The sequence below is a fragment of the Nocardia sp. NPDC049149 genome, from assembly GCF_043197455.1.
Classification (GTDB): Bacteria; Actinomycetota; Actinomycetes; order Mycobacteriales; family Mycobacteriaceae; genus Nocardia.
The window spans coordinates 287,498-302,440 of sequence record NZ_JBICTD010000010.1 but is presented as its reverse complement, the minus strand read 5'-3'; the positions used below and the strand labels follow the sequence as shown (position 1 = coordinate 302,440).

The 14,943-nt window shown below is 62.6% G+C and carries 19 protein-coding genes; 4 read left to right on the top strand and 15 right to left on the bottom strand.

The features are described 5' to 3' along the window. Positions 1–2: 2 nt before the first annotated feature. Positions 3–977, bottom strand: coding sequence for a UDP-glucose 4-epimerase GalE (galE, locus tag ACGFNJ_RS34810; protein WP_393458270.1), 975 nt, complete (start codon positions 975–977; stop codon positions 3–5). 13 nt (positions 978–990) lie between these two features. Then, the gene (locus ACGFNJ_RS34805; RefSeq protein WP_393458267.1) at positions 991–1,281 is read right to left on the bottom strand and encodes a hypothetical protein; all 291 of its coding nucleotides are present in this window, start codon (positions 1,279–1,281) and stop codon (positions 991–993) included. Positions 1,282–1,318: 37 nt separating this feature from the next. Between ACGFNJ_RS34805 and ACGFNJ_RS34800 the strand changes: the two genes are divergently transcribed. Further along, positions 1,319–2,185, top strand: coding sequence for a glycosyltransferase family 2 protein (locus ACGFNJ_RS34800; RefSeq protein ID WP_393458264.1), 867 nt, complete (start codon positions 1,319–1,321; stop codon positions 2,183–2,185). Here ACGFNJ_RS34800 and ACGFNJ_RS34795 read toward each other — a convergent pair whose 3' ends face one another. Genes ACGFNJ_RS34795 through ACGFNJ_RS34775 form a run of 5 tightly spaced genes read right to left on the bottom strand, consistent with a single transcriptional unit; the run spans position 2,186 to position 6,215 of the window. Further along, a complete protein-coding gene (locus tag ACGFNJ_RS34795) occupies positions 2,186–2,974 on the bottom strand; it encodes a class I SAM-dependent methyltransferase (RefSeq protein ID WP_393458261.1) in 789 nt (262 codons plus the stop codon). Continuing rightward, positions 2,971–3,915 carry a dTDP-glucose 4,6-dehydratase gene (locus ACGFNJ_RS34790; protein ID WP_393458258.1) on the bottom strand — a complete coding sequence of 315 codons (945 nt, stop codon included), beginning with the start codon at positions 3,913–3,915 and terminating at the stop codon, positions 2,971–2,973. The genes ACGFNJ_RS34795 and ACGFNJ_RS34790 overlap by 4 nt, the downstream gene beginning before the upstream one ends. After that, positions 3,912–5,132, bottom strand: coding sequence for a radical SAM protein (locus ACGFNJ_RS34785; protein WP_393458255.1), 1,221 nt, complete (start codon positions 5,130–5,132; stop codon positions 3,912–3,914). The genes ACGFNJ_RS34790 and ACGFNJ_RS34785 overlap by 4 nt, the downstream gene beginning before the upstream one ends. Then, a complete protein-coding gene (locus tag ACGFNJ_RS34780) occupies positions 5,066–5,899 on the bottom strand; it encodes a sugar phosphate nucleotidyltransferase (protein ID WP_393458252.1) in 834 nt (277 codons plus the stop codon). Before ACGFNJ_RS34780 ends, ACGFNJ_RS34785 begins: the two co-directional genes overlap by 67 nt. A gap of 31 nt (positions 5,900–5,930) precedes the next feature. Continuing rightward, positions 5,931–6,215: a hypothetical protein gene (locus ACGFNJ_RS34775; RefSeq protein WP_393458249.1), complete on the bottom strand. Its 285-nt coding sequence runs from the start codon at positions 6,213–6,215 to the stop codon at positions 5,931–5,933. Positions 6,216–6,572: 357 nt separating this feature from the next. On the opposite strand from ACGFNJ_RS34775, the gene ACGFNJ_RS34770 reads away from it, so the two are divergent. Both ACGFNJ_RS34770 and ACGFNJ_RS34765 read left to right on the top strand, forming a co-directional pair. Beyond that, a complete protein-coding gene (locus tag ACGFNJ_RS34770; protein ID WP_393458246.1) occupies positions 6,573–7,796 on the top strand; it encodes a hypothetical protein in 1,224 nt (407 codons plus the stop codon). A 10-nt stretch (positions 7,797–7,806) separates the two neighbouring features. After that, complete coding sequence (locus ACGFNJ_RS34765; protein WP_393458243.1) at positions 7,807–8,517, top strand: 5-formyltetrahydrofolate cyclo-ligase; 711 nt, start codon at positions 7,807–7,809, stop codon at positions 8,515–8,517. A 320-nt stretch (positions 8,518–8,837) separates the two neighbouring features. Here ACGFNJ_RS34765 and ACGFNJ_RS34760 read toward each other — a convergent pair whose 3' ends face one another. Beyond that, the gene (locus ACGFNJ_RS34760) at positions 8,838–9,497 is read right to left on the bottom strand and encodes a hypothetical protein (protein WP_393458240.1); all 660 of its coding nucleotides are present in this window, start codon (positions 9,495–9,497) and stop codon (positions 8,838–8,840) included. Positions 9,498–9,508: 11 nt separating this feature from the next. Continuing rightward, the gene (locus ACGFNJ_RS34755; RefSeq protein WP_393458237.1) at positions 9,509–9,943 is read right to left on the bottom strand and encodes a hypothetical protein; all 435 of its coding nucleotides are present in this window, start codon (positions 9,941–9,943) and stop codon (positions 9,509–9,511) included. Between the two features lie 244 nt (positions 9,944–10,187). Here ACGFNJ_RS34755 and ACGFNJ_RS34750 point away from each other — a divergent pair, with 244 nt between their 5' ends. After that, positions 10,188–10,940 (top strand): phosphohydrolase, encoded by a 753-nt coding sequence (locus ACGFNJ_RS34750; RefSeq protein WP_393458234.1) that lies wholly within the window; start codon positions 10,188–10,190, stop codon positions 10,938–10,940. Positions 10,941–11,160: 220 nt separating this feature from the next. Here ACGFNJ_RS34750 and ACGFNJ_RS34745 read toward each other — a convergent pair whose 3' ends face one another. The 6 genes from ACGFNJ_RS34745 to ACGFNJ_RS34720 form a co-directional block, all read right to left on the bottom strand. Next, positions 11,161–11,448, bottom strand: coding sequence for a hypothetical protein (locus tag ACGFNJ_RS34745; protein ID WP_393458232.1), 288 nt, complete (start codon positions 11,446–11,448; stop codon positions 11,161–11,163). A 145-nt stretch (positions 11,449–11,593) separates the two neighbouring features. Continuing rightward, on the bottom strand, positions 11,594–11,992 hold the full coding sequence (locus tag ACGFNJ_RS34740; protein WP_393458229.1) for a hypothetical protein: 399 nt from the start codon (positions 11,990–11,992) through the stop codon (positions 11,594–11,596). A 66-nt stretch (positions 11,993–12,058) separates the two neighbouring features. Further along, positions 12,059–12,193: a hypothetical protein gene (locus ACGFNJ_RS34735; protein ID WP_393458226.1), complete on the bottom strand. Its 135-nt coding sequence runs from the start codon at positions 12,191–12,193 to the stop codon at positions 12,059–12,061. Between the two features lie 209 nt (positions 12,194–12,402). Continuing rightward, positions 12,403–13,140, bottom strand: a complete 738-nt coding sequence (locus ACGFNJ_RS34730) for a DUF2786 domain-containing protein (protein ID WP_393458223.1) — start codon at positions 13,138–13,140, stop codon at positions 12,403–12,405. A gap of 97 nt (positions 13,141–13,237) precedes the next feature. After that, positions 13,238–14,086, bottom strand: a complete 849-nt coding sequence (locus ACGFNJ_RS34725; protein WP_393458220.1) for a hypothetical protein — start codon at positions 14,084–14,086, stop codon at positions 13,238–13,240. Positions 14,087–14,214: 128 nt separating this feature from the next. Beyond that, a complete protein-coding gene (locus ACGFNJ_RS34720; RefSeq protein ID WP_393458217.1) occupies positions 14,215–14,409 on the bottom strand; it encodes a hypothetical protein in 195 nt (64 codons plus the stop codon). Between the last annotated feature and the right edge of the window lie 534 nt (positions 14,410–14,943).

Sequence of the window (14,943 nt, the reverse complement as noted above, 5' to 3'; positions counted from 1 at the left end):
GCTCAGCGTGGCTGTTGATGGAATCGCCAGGCGTCTTGGACGATGTCGGCGATGTCTGGCTTCTCCGGTGTCCATCCCAGTTCACGCTGTGCTCGCTCTGAGGAGGCGTACAGCGTGGCGGGGTCGCCTGGTCGCCGGGGTGCGTTCTCCAGTTCGAACGGTACGCCGGTGACTTCTCGAATTGCTTGGATCACTTGGAGGTTCGAGAACCCGATGCCGTTGCCAAGGTTGTAGATCTTGTGCTCGCCGGGCCGGATTGCTTCGAGTGCGAGGAGGTGTGCGCGGGCGAGGTCGGTGATGTGGATGTAATCCCGTACACAGGTTCCGTCGGGTGTGGGGTAGTCGTCGCCGAACAGGGAGAACTTGTCGGCTTTGCCGCTTGCGGCATCCAGGGCGAGCGGGATCAGGTGGGTTTCGGGATCGTGGCGTTCGCCGATCATCGTGCCGTCGCCGCAGTCGTGTGCACCGGCAACGTTGAAGTAGCGCAATGAGATCGCTCCGAACGGGAACGCGCGGGTGAAGGTCGTGATGGCCCGGTCGATGGCGAGTTTGGTGTCGCCGTAGGTGTTGACCGGGTTGGTCGGTGAGGTCTCTACGAGCGGCAGCTCGGTGGGTTCGCCGTAAACGGCAGCGGTGGAGGAGAACACGAGTTTGTCAACCTCGGCGGCGCGCATCGCATCCAGCAGCGCCAGCGAAGCGCGGGTGTTGTTGTCCCAGTGCCATTCGGGGTGGTGCATCGACTCGCCCGCAGCGATGAGGCCCGCGAAGTGCAGTACTGCGTCGAACCCGGCCCCAGGGGTGAGAACTTCCGCCACGTCGTGGACGCGCAGCTGGATGAACTTCGCGCCGCCGGGGATTTGCCGGTCGTCGTTGCGGGAGAGATCGTCGATGACGACGACCTCATGCCCGGCGTCGAGCAGCATCCGCGTGACGGTGGCACCGACGAAGCCTGCGCCCCCAGTAACCAGGAGTTTCATCTGACCTGCACTTTCATCGCGAGTAGGTGATCGTGGATTTCCCGCTTGTGCGCGAGGAAGTGTTCCTCGGGTCTGTTTGCGGCGCGCTAACAGTCCGGCCGGTGATCCGTACCCACGCGCGCCGCTTCACCGTAGCCAACGCCGCCGGGTCCGGCGCAATGATCCACGCATCGGCCATGGCACGCGACAGCGCGTGCACGGCTTGATGATGGCGCACGACGATCCGGCCGCTACTGGTGGTCGCGTAGCGGCTGTAGTTGACCGCGTCGGGGCGTGGTTGAGGGATGACGTCTGACAGGATCAAGACGCGGCGATGTGGCTGCGATGATATGTTCCCCGGCATGCCTCGCCGCGATGAGAAGTCCGTCGGCCTTGTCCTGGTTACCTACGGAAGTGCCGAGGATCTGCCTCCCTTTCTGGAATCGTTGCCCGCCGCTGTCGAGCCGCTAGCTCTCGAGGTAGTTGGCGTCGACAATGCGTCCACCGACGAGAGCGTGGAGATCCTGGAGCAGTTCGGTGCGCGAGTAGTGCGTAACCGGGAAAACGTCGGGCTCACCCGTGCGATCAACCAAGGTGCCGCCGAGCTGGATACCGAGTGGCTGTTGATCGCGAACCCGGACACGCGGCTGGATTCGGGGGCTATCGCGGCGCTTGTGGAGACAGCGCGATCCGATGAACGGATCGGCCTGATCGGGCCGAGGGTGTCTCGACTCGACGGCACGCCCTACCCGACGGGGCGTCGGTTCCCGTCGATCGGCATCGGTATCGCGCATGCGGTACTCGGGTCGGTGTGGCCTTCGAACCGGGCGACTCGTGCGTACTTCGGCAATCCGGTGACGTCGGTGAGCGATGTGGACTGGATTTCTGGATGCTGCATGTTGTTCCGCCGCACAGCTTTTGACGCTGTCGGTGGGTACGACGAGCGGTACTTCATGTATTTCGAGGAAACCAAGATCGCCCTGGACATGCATCGCGCCGGGTACCGGGTGGTGCTCGATCCGACGGTCGAAATCCGGCATCGTGAGGGCGGTAGCACTCGGCACGCGCCGTTCCGGAAGGTCCGCAACCATCATCGCAGCGCCTTGCGGTTCTATATCGACTACAACCGCAAGTCACCGTGGATCGTATTCACGCCGCTGGTGGCGGCGGGTCTGGTTGTGCGTGGTGCGGTGTCGGTGGCAAGGACCGCGCTGGCGCGCGGTCGCTAGTCACGCAGCGGTCATCGAGGCGACAGCTACAGCGACTCGCTTGGATTCGATGACGTAGCCGTCGTGTTGGTCTTCTCGCGCCCACTGGGTGACCTGCTGGAAGATCTTGGCTTGTTCGACCGTGGTGGGTGTGTGGTCCCAGGTGGGGATGTGCGCGGCGAAGTAGGTTGGGTACTCATCGACCGGTATCCGCAATTCGCCGTCGAGGAAGTCGACACGCACCGATTCCCAGTACGGTGTGAGGGTCTGCTCGAGGTTTTCCGCGTTGACACGAGAAGTCGTGAATCCTGGCAGACCCCAACCGAAGTCGTGGTGTATCCGCTGGCGATAGTCGGCGGTGTGTGGGTAGGCGTGCAATGAGTTCGCGGTCGCGATGTAGGTGCCTGGTTTGTGAAGTACTCGTCGGGCCTCACCCATTGCCGTGGCGAGGTCGGCGATGTGGCCCAGCGTGTGCACACAGGTGATGACATCGAAGCTGTCGTCGGGAAATGGCAGGTACTCGGCGTCGCCTGCGGCGTACCGCTTACCGGGGGTGTCGGCGATCAACGGTCGAACCAAGTCCAGGCCGAAGAGGCGGCCCGCGTGCCCGAGGCATGCGAAGTGTTCGATCAGATGCCCGGTGCCGCAACCGATGTCGAGTAGGTCGATGTCGTTAGGGATCCCGCAACGGGTCACGATGGCCGCGGGCAGGTCGATCGGAATGCTGCTGTAGCGGGCGTGGAAATCAATCTTGGTCTCCAGCACGCTCCCATCCATATAGATGTCGCGGAACTGCTGCTTGTCCTTCATCGCTTCCACCATCCTGGGTGTTCGATCATCCAGTCCACCGTGTCTTTGAGGCCGGTTTCGAATTCGATCGCCGGAACCCATCCGAGTTCGCGGCGCGCCTTGTCGTTGTTGGTTGTATATCGGTAGTCATGGCCGGGTCGATCATCGACGAACGAGACCGCCTCAGCGGCAGGTACTTCCAGCTGCTCGGCGATTCGCCCGACAACGTCGAGCGTCGTCAGCTCTCGGTCGCCGCCGATCAGATACGACTCGCCACCAGTACCGCTCGCGAGTGCGGCAATTAGACCAGCAGCGGCATCGACCACGTGCAGCCAGGTCCGGGACTGGCGGCCGGTGCCGTAGATGAGAGCGGGTTCACCACGCAGCAACCGCATGACGGTGACCGGTATCAGCTTTTCGGGGTATTGCCAGCGTCCGTAGAGGTTCGAGCAGTGGCAGATCACCGCGTCCACGCCGTGGGTGACGGAATAGGCGTGCACGAGGTGATCGGCGGCGGCTTTCGTTGCCGCATAGGGGTTTCGGGGTCGGTACGGCGTCGATTCGGTGAAGGGTTCGTTGGTTGCTTCTCCGAATACCTCATCGGTAGAGACGTGGAGCAGTCGCCGCTTGCCGAGTGTCCGTAGCGCCCGTAGTAGGACCGCGGTGCCGGTGACATTGGTTTCGACGAACAGCTCGTCGTCGGCGATCGACGCATCGACGAATGTTTCGGCGGCAAGGTGCACGACCGCCTCGCAATCGGTGACCAGGTGGGTGACCAGGTCGGAATCGAGCACGTTGCCTTGTACGAACTGGACGCGTTGGGACTTCGGGAGTGCTTGCGGTGCGGCGGTGTGGCGACAGTTGTCGAGCACGGTTATCAAGGTGATCTGACGCATGCACAGCAGCTGGTCAACGAGGTGCACGCCGACGAATCCCAGGCCGCCGGTGACCAGAACTCTCATGTCAGGACCTCGGTCAAATCCGGTGCGAGATAGCAGTAGTCGTCGTCGCCGAGCACATGCACTTGGTGACTGTGCGTGTTGAACAGCAACGCGAAACCGTCCTCGTCCTCGCGAAGCCGATAGCGACTGGGGCATCGCCGGACCGTGTGGCCGAGTTCGTCGACGTCGACCCCCAAGGCGGACGGCACCGGGATGTCACCAGCTAAATCTGGTACTGGTGCAGCGCGGGCACCGCGCTCCACGGCGCCGACGTCGTGGATGTCGGTCAAGATCAGCGGTGCGTCGGCGCCGATGCGGAACTTTCTGGCGACTTCCTCAGTGCGGGTGAACGCCGAAACCTGTTGTGCCGGTGCACGAAGGATGTGGGACAGCGGAGCACTGTTGAGGTTTCCGATGCTCTCGTCGGTGCGCCAGGTCCGCCCCCACGCGCGAATCTGGGTGCGCACGTCGCCGTCCGGTCGCACGATGCGGTGCCAGCCTTTCCAGTTCTCGGTGAACTGGTGAATGCCCATCGTCCGAGACGTCAGTGGGTGGACGAGTTCATCGTTGAACAGCAAAGCGACCTCAGGAACCTCCTCGACGACCTGCTCGACCAAGGCGTGCACTTGGGCGAACTGCTGTGCACTGAGCCCGCGATAGTTGCTGAGGGCGTGACCTGCGGTGCAGACAGGTGTCAGGTGGTGGGCCGCGACACCTTCCTCGGCGAGGAGCCGTGTCAGCTCGGGCCAACGGGTGTGGTTGGTCGAATCGACTACCGAGATGACCGCGAGGTTGTCATTGACCTTGCGCAGTTCGCGGATACCGCGAAGCACCCGCTCATATGCTCCGCCACCGCGGTTGCGGTCATGAACTTCGCCGATGCCGTCGAGGCTCACGCAGATCCGTGACAGGTTGGCCGACTCCATCGCCCGCAAGACTCGCGGCGGTGTCGCCATGGCGTTGGTGATCAACAGCAGGCTCGCGAATTCCAGACGCGCGGACTGCTCAAGCAGCGGGACCAGACCCGGCCACATGGTCGGCTCGCCGCCGGTAACGGTGATTTCGAAAGTCCTTAGCTGGTCCGCTGTTTCGAGCAGATCAGGAATCACGGCAGGGTCAATCTCTGGACCGCGGTACTCAGGCCCGGACGACGAGTGGCAGTACCAGCAACTCAGCTGGCAACGCCTGGTTGTGTCGAGGTTGATCCGAATGGGCGCGGTCGGGTGGTTGAGGTACATGACGGTGTCTCCTCGTGCTCGGGCATGGAATGGTTGAAACCTCGGCGGAGCGCGAACAGCTCGGCCTCTCGCAGAAAGGCGGGGGCCACCGCCGCGTCGAACCAGCGGCCGTTCAGGTGGTCGAACGTCAATTGGCCTGCGTGCATGATCCGGCGGACCGCGTCCATTGCTTCACGCTCACCGCGTGCGTTCTGGCGCACTTCGCATAAGGACCGGAACAAGACGTCGGTATCGAAGAGCATGAGGCCGGCGCAGACCGTGTTCGCGGTGGGCTTGGCGGGCTTGTCGATGATGTCGGTAACCCGACCGCTCTGCACGGCGACGACGCTGAAGTGCTGTGGGGCAGTGGATTCGGCCACGGTGATCATGGCTGGAGCGGGGTCTGCGAGGAACCGGCGCACGGTCGATCGTGGGGCAACCTCGAATAGGTTGTCACCCCACAACGTCGCAACGAAAGGGTGCTCAACGCTGCGGGCGCATCGTTGCAGGGCGTCGGCAGTGCCCAGTGGATCCGGCTGGACGACATAGGTGATCGGTATTTGTGGCGCCGTCCGTGTGAATAACCGCTGAAAGTACGTCGAGTCTTCGGGTCTGACTACAGCGGTCACGGACTCGATCTCGCAGCGGCGCAACAACTCCAGCCCGTATTCGGCCATTGGGCGGCCGCCGATCGGGATGAGGTGCTTGTTGCCGGTATACGCAGGGCGCAGGCGGCTCCCGCTGCCTCCGAGCAGCAGGATCCCGTGCACCGGTGTCTGATTCGGCAAGGTGGATATCTCCTTGGGACTATCGGCTGGACTAGTGTTTGGAGCGCGGCACGGTGGCCGTATCCCGGCGTGTCCGGTACTCCCGGTATGTCGGGGAAGCGATGACGGCGCGTCCAGTGCGCGAAATCCAGTAGTCGGCGGGAGTCTTGCCCGAGCGGCGCACGAGTCCGTCGTAGGTCAGTCGGAGCAGAACTGCGCGCGTGCGGTCGGTCGGTAATCCTGTTGCCGTGACCAACTCGCGAACCGTGAACCTCGTCCAAGGGCCGAGCGTGGACAGCGCACCGAGCACCTTCGCTTGCGGCTCAGTCAGCGCCATCGCGTGTCCGATCGCTCTCCGGCTCCGACGCGTCTGCTTCGATACGTTGCCGCTCGGCTCTCCACTTCGCCTGTATGCGATCCACGATCTCTTGCACGGACGCGCCGTCCGGTGCAGCTTCTCGCCACCAGTCGAATCCCACCGCAATCACCCCTGCCGTGTTCGATGTCGTTGGGTACACCCGACAGCGAGGACGCCGGTCGACCGGCAGTTCGATGCGAGTCACGGGGAAGGTCAACCCGCCATCGGGTGCTTGTATCGAGCGTCGCCGACCAGCGAGTTCGTTCCCAGACACAGAACCGCACGTAACCGCTACGCTTCCGCTATAGCTGATTGCAGGCGCGGGATGGGGCGGCAATGATCGTTACCAACTGGACCGGGGTTGAGGTTAGAGCTCTGTGGCGCGTCGCCCTGCGGGTGACGCAGGAAGAGTTCGCCGAACGGCTCGGCTACCAGCCTGTCACTATCCGGAAATGGCAGCAGGCAACTGCAGCGCGGCCTGTGCGAGGGAAGTCGGCGCATGACCTGGACACGCAGCTGGCTGCACTGAATGAGGACCAGACCCAAAGATTTTGGACGGCGGTGGCCGAATCGCGACCGCAGGAATCCTGGTATCGGCGGCCAAGTGAAGGGATCGAAACGGGCTACGTGCTTCCTGTGGCAAGTGAGCCAGTCGTGACAATCGACATGGCGGCCGTGGGGCGGCTTCGAACTAGGATCAGAGCAGTCGATGACAACTACAGCTACGAGCCGTCGACCTCGTTGTTGGCAGAGGCGGGCCGATGTCTGGGCCAGATCGAGATCCTGCGCGCCGCGGCCATGCCGGAACTGGTCCGCCGTGAACTGCTCGCTGCCGAGGCAGAGGGCTCAACCTGCATGAGTCGACTCGTATGGGATGCATCTCAGCGCCGAGATAACGTCAACGCGAATCACTATCTCGGTCAGGCCGTTGACGCCGCCCGCCAGCTCAATGACCGGGTCGCGGAGGGACGGGCGCTGCTGCGACAAAGCTATGTGGCGCTCTATGGACAGAAAGACCCTGTCGTCGGTCTCGCGATCACTACCCAAACGGTCGAAACGGCGTCGCGGTCGAGCAAGGCGCTCGCAGGGGTCGCCATGCTGCATCAGGCCGAAGCACACGCCATGCTTGGGCAATTGACCGAGTGCGAGCGGGCGCTGAGTACCGCCGATACTTACCTCGACCGGATCGAGCCCGACGAGCCAGCACGCACCCTGTTCTCGCCTACTCAACGTGGGCAACTGGCTGGATCGTGCTACCTGTTCCTCGGCAAGGCTAAACGGGCGCAAGAAATACTTGAGGGCGTCGCGGAAGAGGCCAGGAACAAGACCAAAGCAGAGGCGATAATTCTTGGGAATCTCAGCCTGGCTTATGTACGGCAAGGCGACATCGACGGCTGTATCGATGCACTGAACCGGGCAATCGACGTCGTCGAGAACACTAGGGGCGGCGGCGGTCTCAATATCGTATTTGATGCATGTCGTGAACTGCGACCCTCACGGGATATGGCTCCGGTGCAGGAAGTTTACGACCGAGTATTGACATTGATGGCAACGAGCTGAGGACGAATCGGTGAGTGTAGATCAGCAGAAGCAGGAAGTCCGCGAAAAGATCTGGACACTACTCGAACACGAGCACGCGGTGCCGACGGGTGCACCGCGGAGGATTCCTGCGTTCATCGGTGCCGCCCTCGCTGCTGACCGGCTTGCTGGCCTACCACAGTGGATGGCGGCCCACGTCATCGTGACTGTCCCCGACACAGCCCAACTACCTGTTCGAGCTCACGCATTGGACGCGAGCAAGCTGGTCTACATGGCCGTTCCACGCCTCGCGGCGGCAAAGCCATTCTACGTTCTCGACCCAGCAGTCCTGACGATCCCGCCTACGGAGGCGGCCAAAAAAGAAGTCGCCGCTGAAATCGCTTCTACCGTAGAGGTAGATGATATGCCTCCGGTCGATATGGTCGTGCTGGGTAGCGTCGCGGTCAGCCGAAGTGGTGTACGGCTGGGCAAGGGGGCGGGTTACTCGGATATCGAGATCGCGATCTTGCAAGAATACGGCCTGATAAAACCTGAAACACTTATTGTGACAACGGTTCATCCACTCCAAGTAGTTGATGGTGAATTGCCACAGGACAGCCACGATTTCGGAGTGGACCTGATTGTCACTCCGGACGAAGTGATCGAATGCACTGCTCCACAGCGGCCGGATGGTTTGATCTGGGAGTCGCTTCCTGCCCACAAGATCGCGGAGATTCCCGCTCTGAAGGCGCGACAGCCCTGATAAGAATGCTGGACGTGTGGCCATGACAAGACCGAGCATGCGGACCGAATCTGACTCACTGCGACCCTGATAGGTGGGGTATCTCGGACCAACCCCTGAGGCTCGGAATGCCAGGAGGCATCGATCCCCGCCTGCGTCGAGGATCGTGACCTCGAGCCAATCCGAGCTATTGCGCCGACTGATTGTGGACAGCTAGCGTCAAGTTCGCGCCAGTAGTGTGCCCAACCCCCTTCCACCGCTGGCGTTTTCACAACAGAACCCCCGAGGACCTCTATCGCCCCCTTGATAGGTCTCGGGGGTTCTGTCGTTCCTGCATTCAGCTACTTCTCATTCGGAGGTTCCTCATGAGTTACGGTCCCCACCTGGTCATCTGGCTTCAGATCCTCGACTTCCTCGGCCGCATCGGGTCGCTCTCCGCCGCCCCGCCGGGGTGAACCGCACCCGCAAACACACACGCAAGGCGTCCGCTGGGGGATCAGCCACCGCCGTGTCCAGGCCCAGCCGCTGCATTCGTTGTGCCGGTTGAGCGCACACTTCCCGCTCAAACGATCGGGTCTGGCTTCGTGCACGAAATCTAGTGCGATACCGCCGATCTCGGTTCCTCGATCGAGGAAGTAGGAGATCTGCCAACCCCCGTGGATCAACTGCTTGATCCCCAGCAGGGAGTAGGTTGCCCAGATCGGCTCGTGGCCCCGCTCGAGATAGTCGGCGATGTAGGGGTCTTCGGGGTATTCCAGTGGTGTTGAACTGACTCCCAGGCCCGCGACCATCTTCAGTTCGCGCTGACGGCAGATCTCCTGCAGGCCGAGTCCCGGCCACATCGGAATCTCGTTCCCCGATGGTGGATACCAGATCATCGACTTGATCGCGGCAATGAGGTTGCTGCGGAACGCATCTGGTTCGCTGTAGCGGCGATACTCGGTGACCCAGTACCGCCACCCGCCGGTGATCCGGTCACGCCGCCACACCCCGCCCGGCAAGGGCTTTCCGGTCACGCCCGCCCCCACACAGTGGCGACGTGCGCGGTGTCCGGAGCTCCGGGGCGGGTGTCCCACCAGTGGATGTCCCCGCCCGCCGCGTCGATAAAGTACGCCCAGCCGATCAGTGGATGGGTGCGGGCCTTGTCGAGGGTGAACCGGTGCACGAGTGGCCCGATGGTGTAGGAGAACCCGTATCCGGGGATCACCGTGCCCTTGTAGAGCGGCAGGTCGAGGTTGGTTTCGGCATCACCTTCGTCGAGTTCGGGCCACAGGTAGGCCCATCCGTAGTGTCGGCGTGCGAGGGTGGTCAGGACGGTTTCGGTTCCGTCGCGGGCTAGCAGTTGCCCGAGGCGGGGCAGCATCGCTGCCGGGGTGCCATCGATGTGGATATAGACGCCGGTGGCCTTCTCGCCGCCGAGCCTGCCCACGATGCATGGGTCACTCATTGCTGTGTCTCCCGTAGATGTTCGGTGAAACGAGAACCGAGGCCCGGCCAGGTGCTAGCTGGCCGGGACCCGGCCCACACACCCGAAGGGTGCGTGGAACCTGCTGCGGGGCAGCAGGAGTCGAAATTCGTCGCCCGATCCCGCGGGCGGCATTTACTTGCCGGAGGGTCCGGCACTCCGGACAGTTCGCGTGGTGAGTTTGTGCGAGCCTGCGAGCTGGCCTGCAATCTCTGAGGAGGCGCGGATGGCCGCTCCAGCTGGGCTCGACTGGACGTGGGCGCAGAAAACGTGCGGGAATCTGACTACCGCGCAGCGCCTTCAGCTGATGTGGGTGATGCTGGCCATGATGCCGGATCTGGTCGTAGACGTGATCCGGGCACGCACCGGCCACCACGGGCCAGCCCAACTCGAACTCGCAGACGCTCGACTACCTGACACCGCCCTCGTCCGGCGGGCCGAACAGCAGGCGCGGGCGGTGCTCTCACCGCCGATGCTCGAACACGCCTATCGCAGTTACTGGTTCGCCCGCGTGCTCGCGGCGGTGGATGGCGCGGACTACGACGACGAACTCGTCTACGTGTCATGTCTTCTGCACGGCATCACACTCGAACATCCCAGCCCAGGATGCTGTTTCGCAGTCAGCGGTGCTCGACGCGCGATTGAGATCGCGGTGGCGGCGGGGGAGAGTGCCGAGCGTGCGGAAGTCCTCGCAGCGGGTATCGCCGGGCACATGAGCTTCGGAGTGGGTGCCGATCTGTCGGACCCTGCCGGGTTCGTCGCCGCCGGGACACTGCTGGATACCTTCGGTTTCCGCCTGTCGGAGTTCGACTCTGCCTGGGTGCACGAGGTGCTGTTATTGCATCCCCGGACGGGGTTCGAGCAGGCGATGGTTACGGCGTTGCGGGCCGAAGCGGCCGCTGTGCCGGCGGGGCGGACGGCGTGGTTGACCTCGTGGGGATTCGCGCTGCTCATCACGGCGAACGGATTCCCCCGATAGAAGCTGTAGAGACAGCGAGAGCGCCGACCCGTGCTAGCGGGGTCGGCGCTCTCGTATCAGACGGGTGTGCAGCTCAGCGTGCCACGCGTACCCAGCTTGCAGGGTTGTTGGACACGTAGTCGACGAGCTCACTGGGGTTCAGAGATTCGAACTCTAAACCGTTGGTGGGCCAGTAGCCGGTCAGGGCTTCCCTGTGGGTCCATCCATCCGGTCGGCGTCTCTACGCGGCGAGCACTTCGTTCCTGCTGAAGCGTCGGAACCCGTGCCGATCGACCGGAGTGCCCACCAGGAATACATGGGTTTGCCCCTCGGCGAGACGAGGGGTGATCCTGATCTCCCAGCTTGAGACGACCAGCGCCGAAAGCAGGTCGCTGAAGCCGAGGCTGTCGTTGACCATCAGCTCGGTGATGATCGAGGTGTGGTCATGACCATCACAGGACACGATATGCCCACAACGGGCGCAGCTCAGCTCGATGCTTTCCCGGCAGCCGGTGCGTTGTTCACTCATTCCTACTCCATTTCATGTTCAGAAGCGCCTACGGCGAACTGCCGCAGGTATTTTCACGGTGTACCGGTGATCGACCGTGGTACGGCACAGAGCGCCGACCCGTGCTAGCGAGGTCGGCGCTCCGTTCCGGCTTGGTCGATGAGGATCAATGGGATGTGTGCGCCCAGCTCGCCGGAGCGTCGGCGACCATGTCAACGAGCTCGTCGGTGGTGGCCTGGAGGAACAGTCCACCGCCGATCGCCTGAGAGCCGGTGCCGAAGCCGCCGACTTGCCACGCTCCGGAGTGGTATTCCCACACCGCGCAGATCTCGCGCTGTTCCAGGCGCGGCCGTCCATATTCGGTGACCGGGACACCCCGCATGATGACCCGCGGGCTGTCGTCCACGACGAGCTGGCTGACCTCGAACTCCCACCCGGCGATCGACATCGCGGTCAACAGCTCGGCGTACCGCAACGTCTTGTCCACGTACAGCTCTCGAATGATCCATCCAGAGCAGTAGTTGCCAGGTGCGCTGTCACAATCGGTCATAGGTTCCTCACTCACTGCGTACTCCATCCTTTCCTTGTGCACCTGCGGTGTTGTGCCGCAGGCTGATTCGCAACAGCAAGGTCACTGCTGTTGCGATGTCTGATCCAGCTGCCGGTACAACTGCTCGAATACCTTGTCAGCGAGCCTGTCTGTCACGCCGAGATCTATGAGCAGTTCGAGCATGGCCTCGATGGCGTAATCAGGGCTGGGGCTCACAGTCCATATACGGTCGGACCGGCCCCTGCTGTCATGCACACCGACCCGGGCTCTCCATGCCGCGGGCAGCGTGGAGGTGGCAGGCAGCACAGTGATGCTGCAGCGGTTCAAAATGGGCCGTGGAGGTTTGCGTTTCATCGCCACACTTCCGTTGTGATCCGAACAGCTCCGGCCACCACCCGGTGTGGGCGGTGGCCGGTGCTGGCTGGTTATGAGCCGAGGGCTTTGCGGCCCCCGCCGAGGCGGGTATGACCGACATCGGCGGCGTTGCCGCTGCGGAGTCCCGCCTCGAATCCCGCGCCGCTATGGCCGTGCGCGAGAGACGTTTTCCTCGTGTTCGGCCATTTCTTGACGAACGCGGCGTTGGTACGATCCACGTCTTCTTTGACGACAACCGCCACAGCGTCACCGGCTTCGCGGACTGCGTTGGCTTCTGCTTCGCAGAGCCGCAGGTAGACCATGTCGGCGAAGCCGTTCATGAACGACTGGCGTTCACGAACGACCGCAGCGTGGTCGAACGGGTCATCGGGTACGTACTTGCTTGTCGCAGAAAGCATCTGCGGAGTCAGCAAGCTGTACAGAAACCGTGCTCGTTCCACGTTGCGGCGCACACCGATGATCCGTTGCACCCCGTCCCCGCAGTCGACGCCACGGTTGCGCAAGGCACCAGCGACCGATACGAGCAGCATGATGCGCTCGTTGCGGTAACGCAGCGGAATGTCGAATCGCACGATGACGATCTGATTGTCACGGGCTGAGCTCGCGCTCTGCTGGCCGGAGGCACGTACTCGCATCTCGTCGAGGTTGTGCTTGGCCAGCAGCTCATAGGCTTTCGCCCGGAACGTGTCGGCCTCATCGGAGTTGTCGGTGCCCTCGGCCTTGGCGAAAAGCCCTCGCACCCGCCGCATGACTTTCTCGGTGGCTGTCGAATCCTGCTCGGATTCCATGGTGTTCCTCTCCCGGAGCTGATTGGATGAAACAGGCCCGGTTCGAGGCAGGTAGGTACTGTCTCGAACCGGGCCTTCGACCGGCAGGGCCGGATTTCTAGGCGGCCGCGCCTTCGTCGATCACTTCTTCCTCCACTCCTGCGGCAGCGTCCTCGATGACGGGTTCGCTGTCGCCGGGATCGGTACCCTCCACGTCGGGGTCCGGCTCCTGATCAGCGTCAGGTGCCGGATCGTCTTGCGGTGGTGTCGAACCTGCGGGCAGCCCTTTGGATTCCGGATCGATAGTGGGTTCCGGGGCGGCCGTGTCCGGCGTGTCCTCGGTGCCCTCCGCCGGTGTCGGCTCGGCCTGCGCTTTCGCGCGGGTCTTGCCAGCACCTCGGGTTCCCGCTGCCTTGGGTTTGGCCTTCTGCTCGCCCTCGTCTTCGATCGGGGCGAGCACCCAGTCAGCCGTGTTGCGACCGACGTACTCGGTCAGCTGCTCGGCGGTACGGGTCTGGAATCCGCTACCGTCCGGGCGGCTGTAGCCACTGAGTGCAGCGAACTGCACCCATCCGTCGGCGGCGAAGTACTGCCATGTGGCGGTGACGATCTTGCGATTCGTCAGTGCCGTGCCCTCGGTGTCGACGGGAGTCCCGACGACGATGACAGCAGGGCGGCCAGCAACCACCTTTTGCAAGGTCTGTGACTGCCAGCCACACAGGAACATCGCACCCATGAGGTTCGCGTAGCCCGAATCGTCGTAGAGCAGAGCCGATCCCAAAAACGGGTCGTTCTCCTCCGGCGCGGTCCGGGATCCGCACGTGCCGCAGAACGGCTTCTGCTGTTTCTGCTCCGGCTCCGGTGCTGGGGCGGCCTTCTTCGGCTCAGCCTTGGCAGGCTGGGCTTTGGTCGGCGTGGCCTTGCGCGTGCCGGTGGTGCGCGTGCGGGTGTTTTTGCGAGTGGTCATGAAATCTCTTCCATTTGGATGTCTGCGGCGCTGCGCCGCAGACAGGATGAAGAGACAGAACATAAGGTCAGTGGGTCATGTTGTGGTGCAAGAGCTTCCGAGGCTCACCAGCACGATGCGAGTAGGAGCTATCGGCCGGATTTCGGGTCAGCTGACACCTTGTTCCACACCGGGAGTATTTGGCGCAGTCGCCGTTCGACGTGGGCGAATGCTTCCGGGAATTCGTGGGGTTGAAGTGGTCGCCCTAGTGTGTACTCGTCGATCGCGATACGAATCAATTTCCGCAACGCGGCTTTGTCGATATCAGCATCGAAGTCTTCCATGTGATCACCAGTCTTTCAGCTGGTGAGCCCAGGACGCCCTTGCGACACAACAGACTCCAGACCATCTGCCCTGTCTGCCTGGTTCACACTGTGGAGTTGTCAAACGACATGTGGAGGTCACGCGAGTGGGTAAAGCTGCGTGCGACTTCCCCCGTAATGTGGCATAGCTCCGCTGTCACCAGAGATGCCGAATTCACCCAGAAAACGATATGTGTGAGCCGTACCAATAGGCTGATTGTTGGGGCGACCCTGCCATAAGCCAGGGGCAGGTACCCAGTGGTGAATGGAGCCTGTGAAAGCACTTCCAAGCCCCAAGTAACCATAGTAATTGCAGTAATGCAAGCCCTGAATTCAAATCAGCTGCAAATGGCTTCACAATGGCCATGTGGAGCCCTGGGGGCACTCAAATGACCCACCATTGCCCCAAGGGCATTCTGGGCTCTGAGAATGGCTCTCAAGGCTTGCTGTGGGGCTGTGCTGGGGCTGTTTGGGTGCCCTCTAACCTGCCCTCTGAGCCCTACCCAAAGGGGCTGC

What these genes read in the sequence shown, in the direction of transcription:
- galE (WP_393458270.1), bottom strand. Translation starts at nt 977, where the DNA reads ATGAAACTCCTGGTTACTGGGGGCGCAGGCTTCGTCGGTGCCACCGTC.
- ACGFNJ_RS34800 (WP_393458264.1), top strand. Translation starts at nt 1,319, where the DNA reads ATGCCTCGCCGCGATGAGAAGTCCGTCGGCCTTGTCCTGGTTACCTAC.
- ACGFNJ_RS34795 (WP_393458261.1), bottom strand. Translation starts at nt 2,974, where the DNA reads ATGAAGGACAAGCAGCAGTTCCGCGACATCTATATGGATGGGAGCGTG.
- ACGFNJ_RS34790 (WP_393458258.1), bottom strand. Translation starts at nt 3,915, where the DNA reads ATGAGAGTTCTGGTCACCGGCGGCCTGGGATTCGTCGGCGTGCACCTC.
- ACGFNJ_RS34785 (WP_393458255.1), bottom strand. Translation starts at nt 5,132, where the DNA reads ATGTACCTCAACCACCCGACCGCGCCCATTCGGATCAACCTCGACACA.
- ACGFNJ_RS34775 (WP_393458249.1), bottom strand. Translation starts at nt 6,215, where the DNA reads ATGGCGCTGACTGAGCCGCAAGCGAAGGTGCTCGGTGCGCTGTCCACG.
- ACGFNJ_RS34770 (WP_393458246.1), top strand. Translation starts at nt 6,573, where the DNA reads ATGATCGTTACCAACTGGACCGGGGTTGAGGTTAGAGCTCTGTGGCGC.
- ACGFNJ_RS34755 (WP_393458237.1), bottom strand. Translation starts at nt 9,943, where the DNA reads ATGAGTGACCCATGCATCGTGGGCAGGCTCGGCGGCGAGAAGGCCACC.
- ACGFNJ_RS34750 (WP_393458234.1), top strand. Translation starts at nt 10,188, where the DNA reads ATGGCCGCTCCAGCTGGGCTCGACTGGACGTGGGCGCAGAAAACGTGC.
- ACGFNJ_RS34745 (WP_393458232.1), bottom strand. Translation starts at nt 11,448, where the DNA reads ATGAGTGAACAACGCACCGGCTGCCGGGAAAGCATCGAGCTGAGCTGC.
- ACGFNJ_RS34730 (WP_393458223.1), bottom strand. Translation starts at nt 13,140, where the DNA reads ATGGAATCCGAGCAGGATTCGACAGCCACCGAGAAAGTCATGCGGCGG.
- ACGFNJ_RS34725 (WP_393458220.1), bottom strand. Translation starts at nt 14,086, where the DNA reads ATGACCACTCGCAAAAACACCCGCACGCGCACCACCGGCACGCGCAAG.
- ACGFNJ_RS34720 (WP_393458217.1), bottom strand. Translation starts at nt 14,409, where the DNA reads ATGGAAGACTTCGATGCTGATATCGACAAAGCCGCGTTGCGGAAATTG.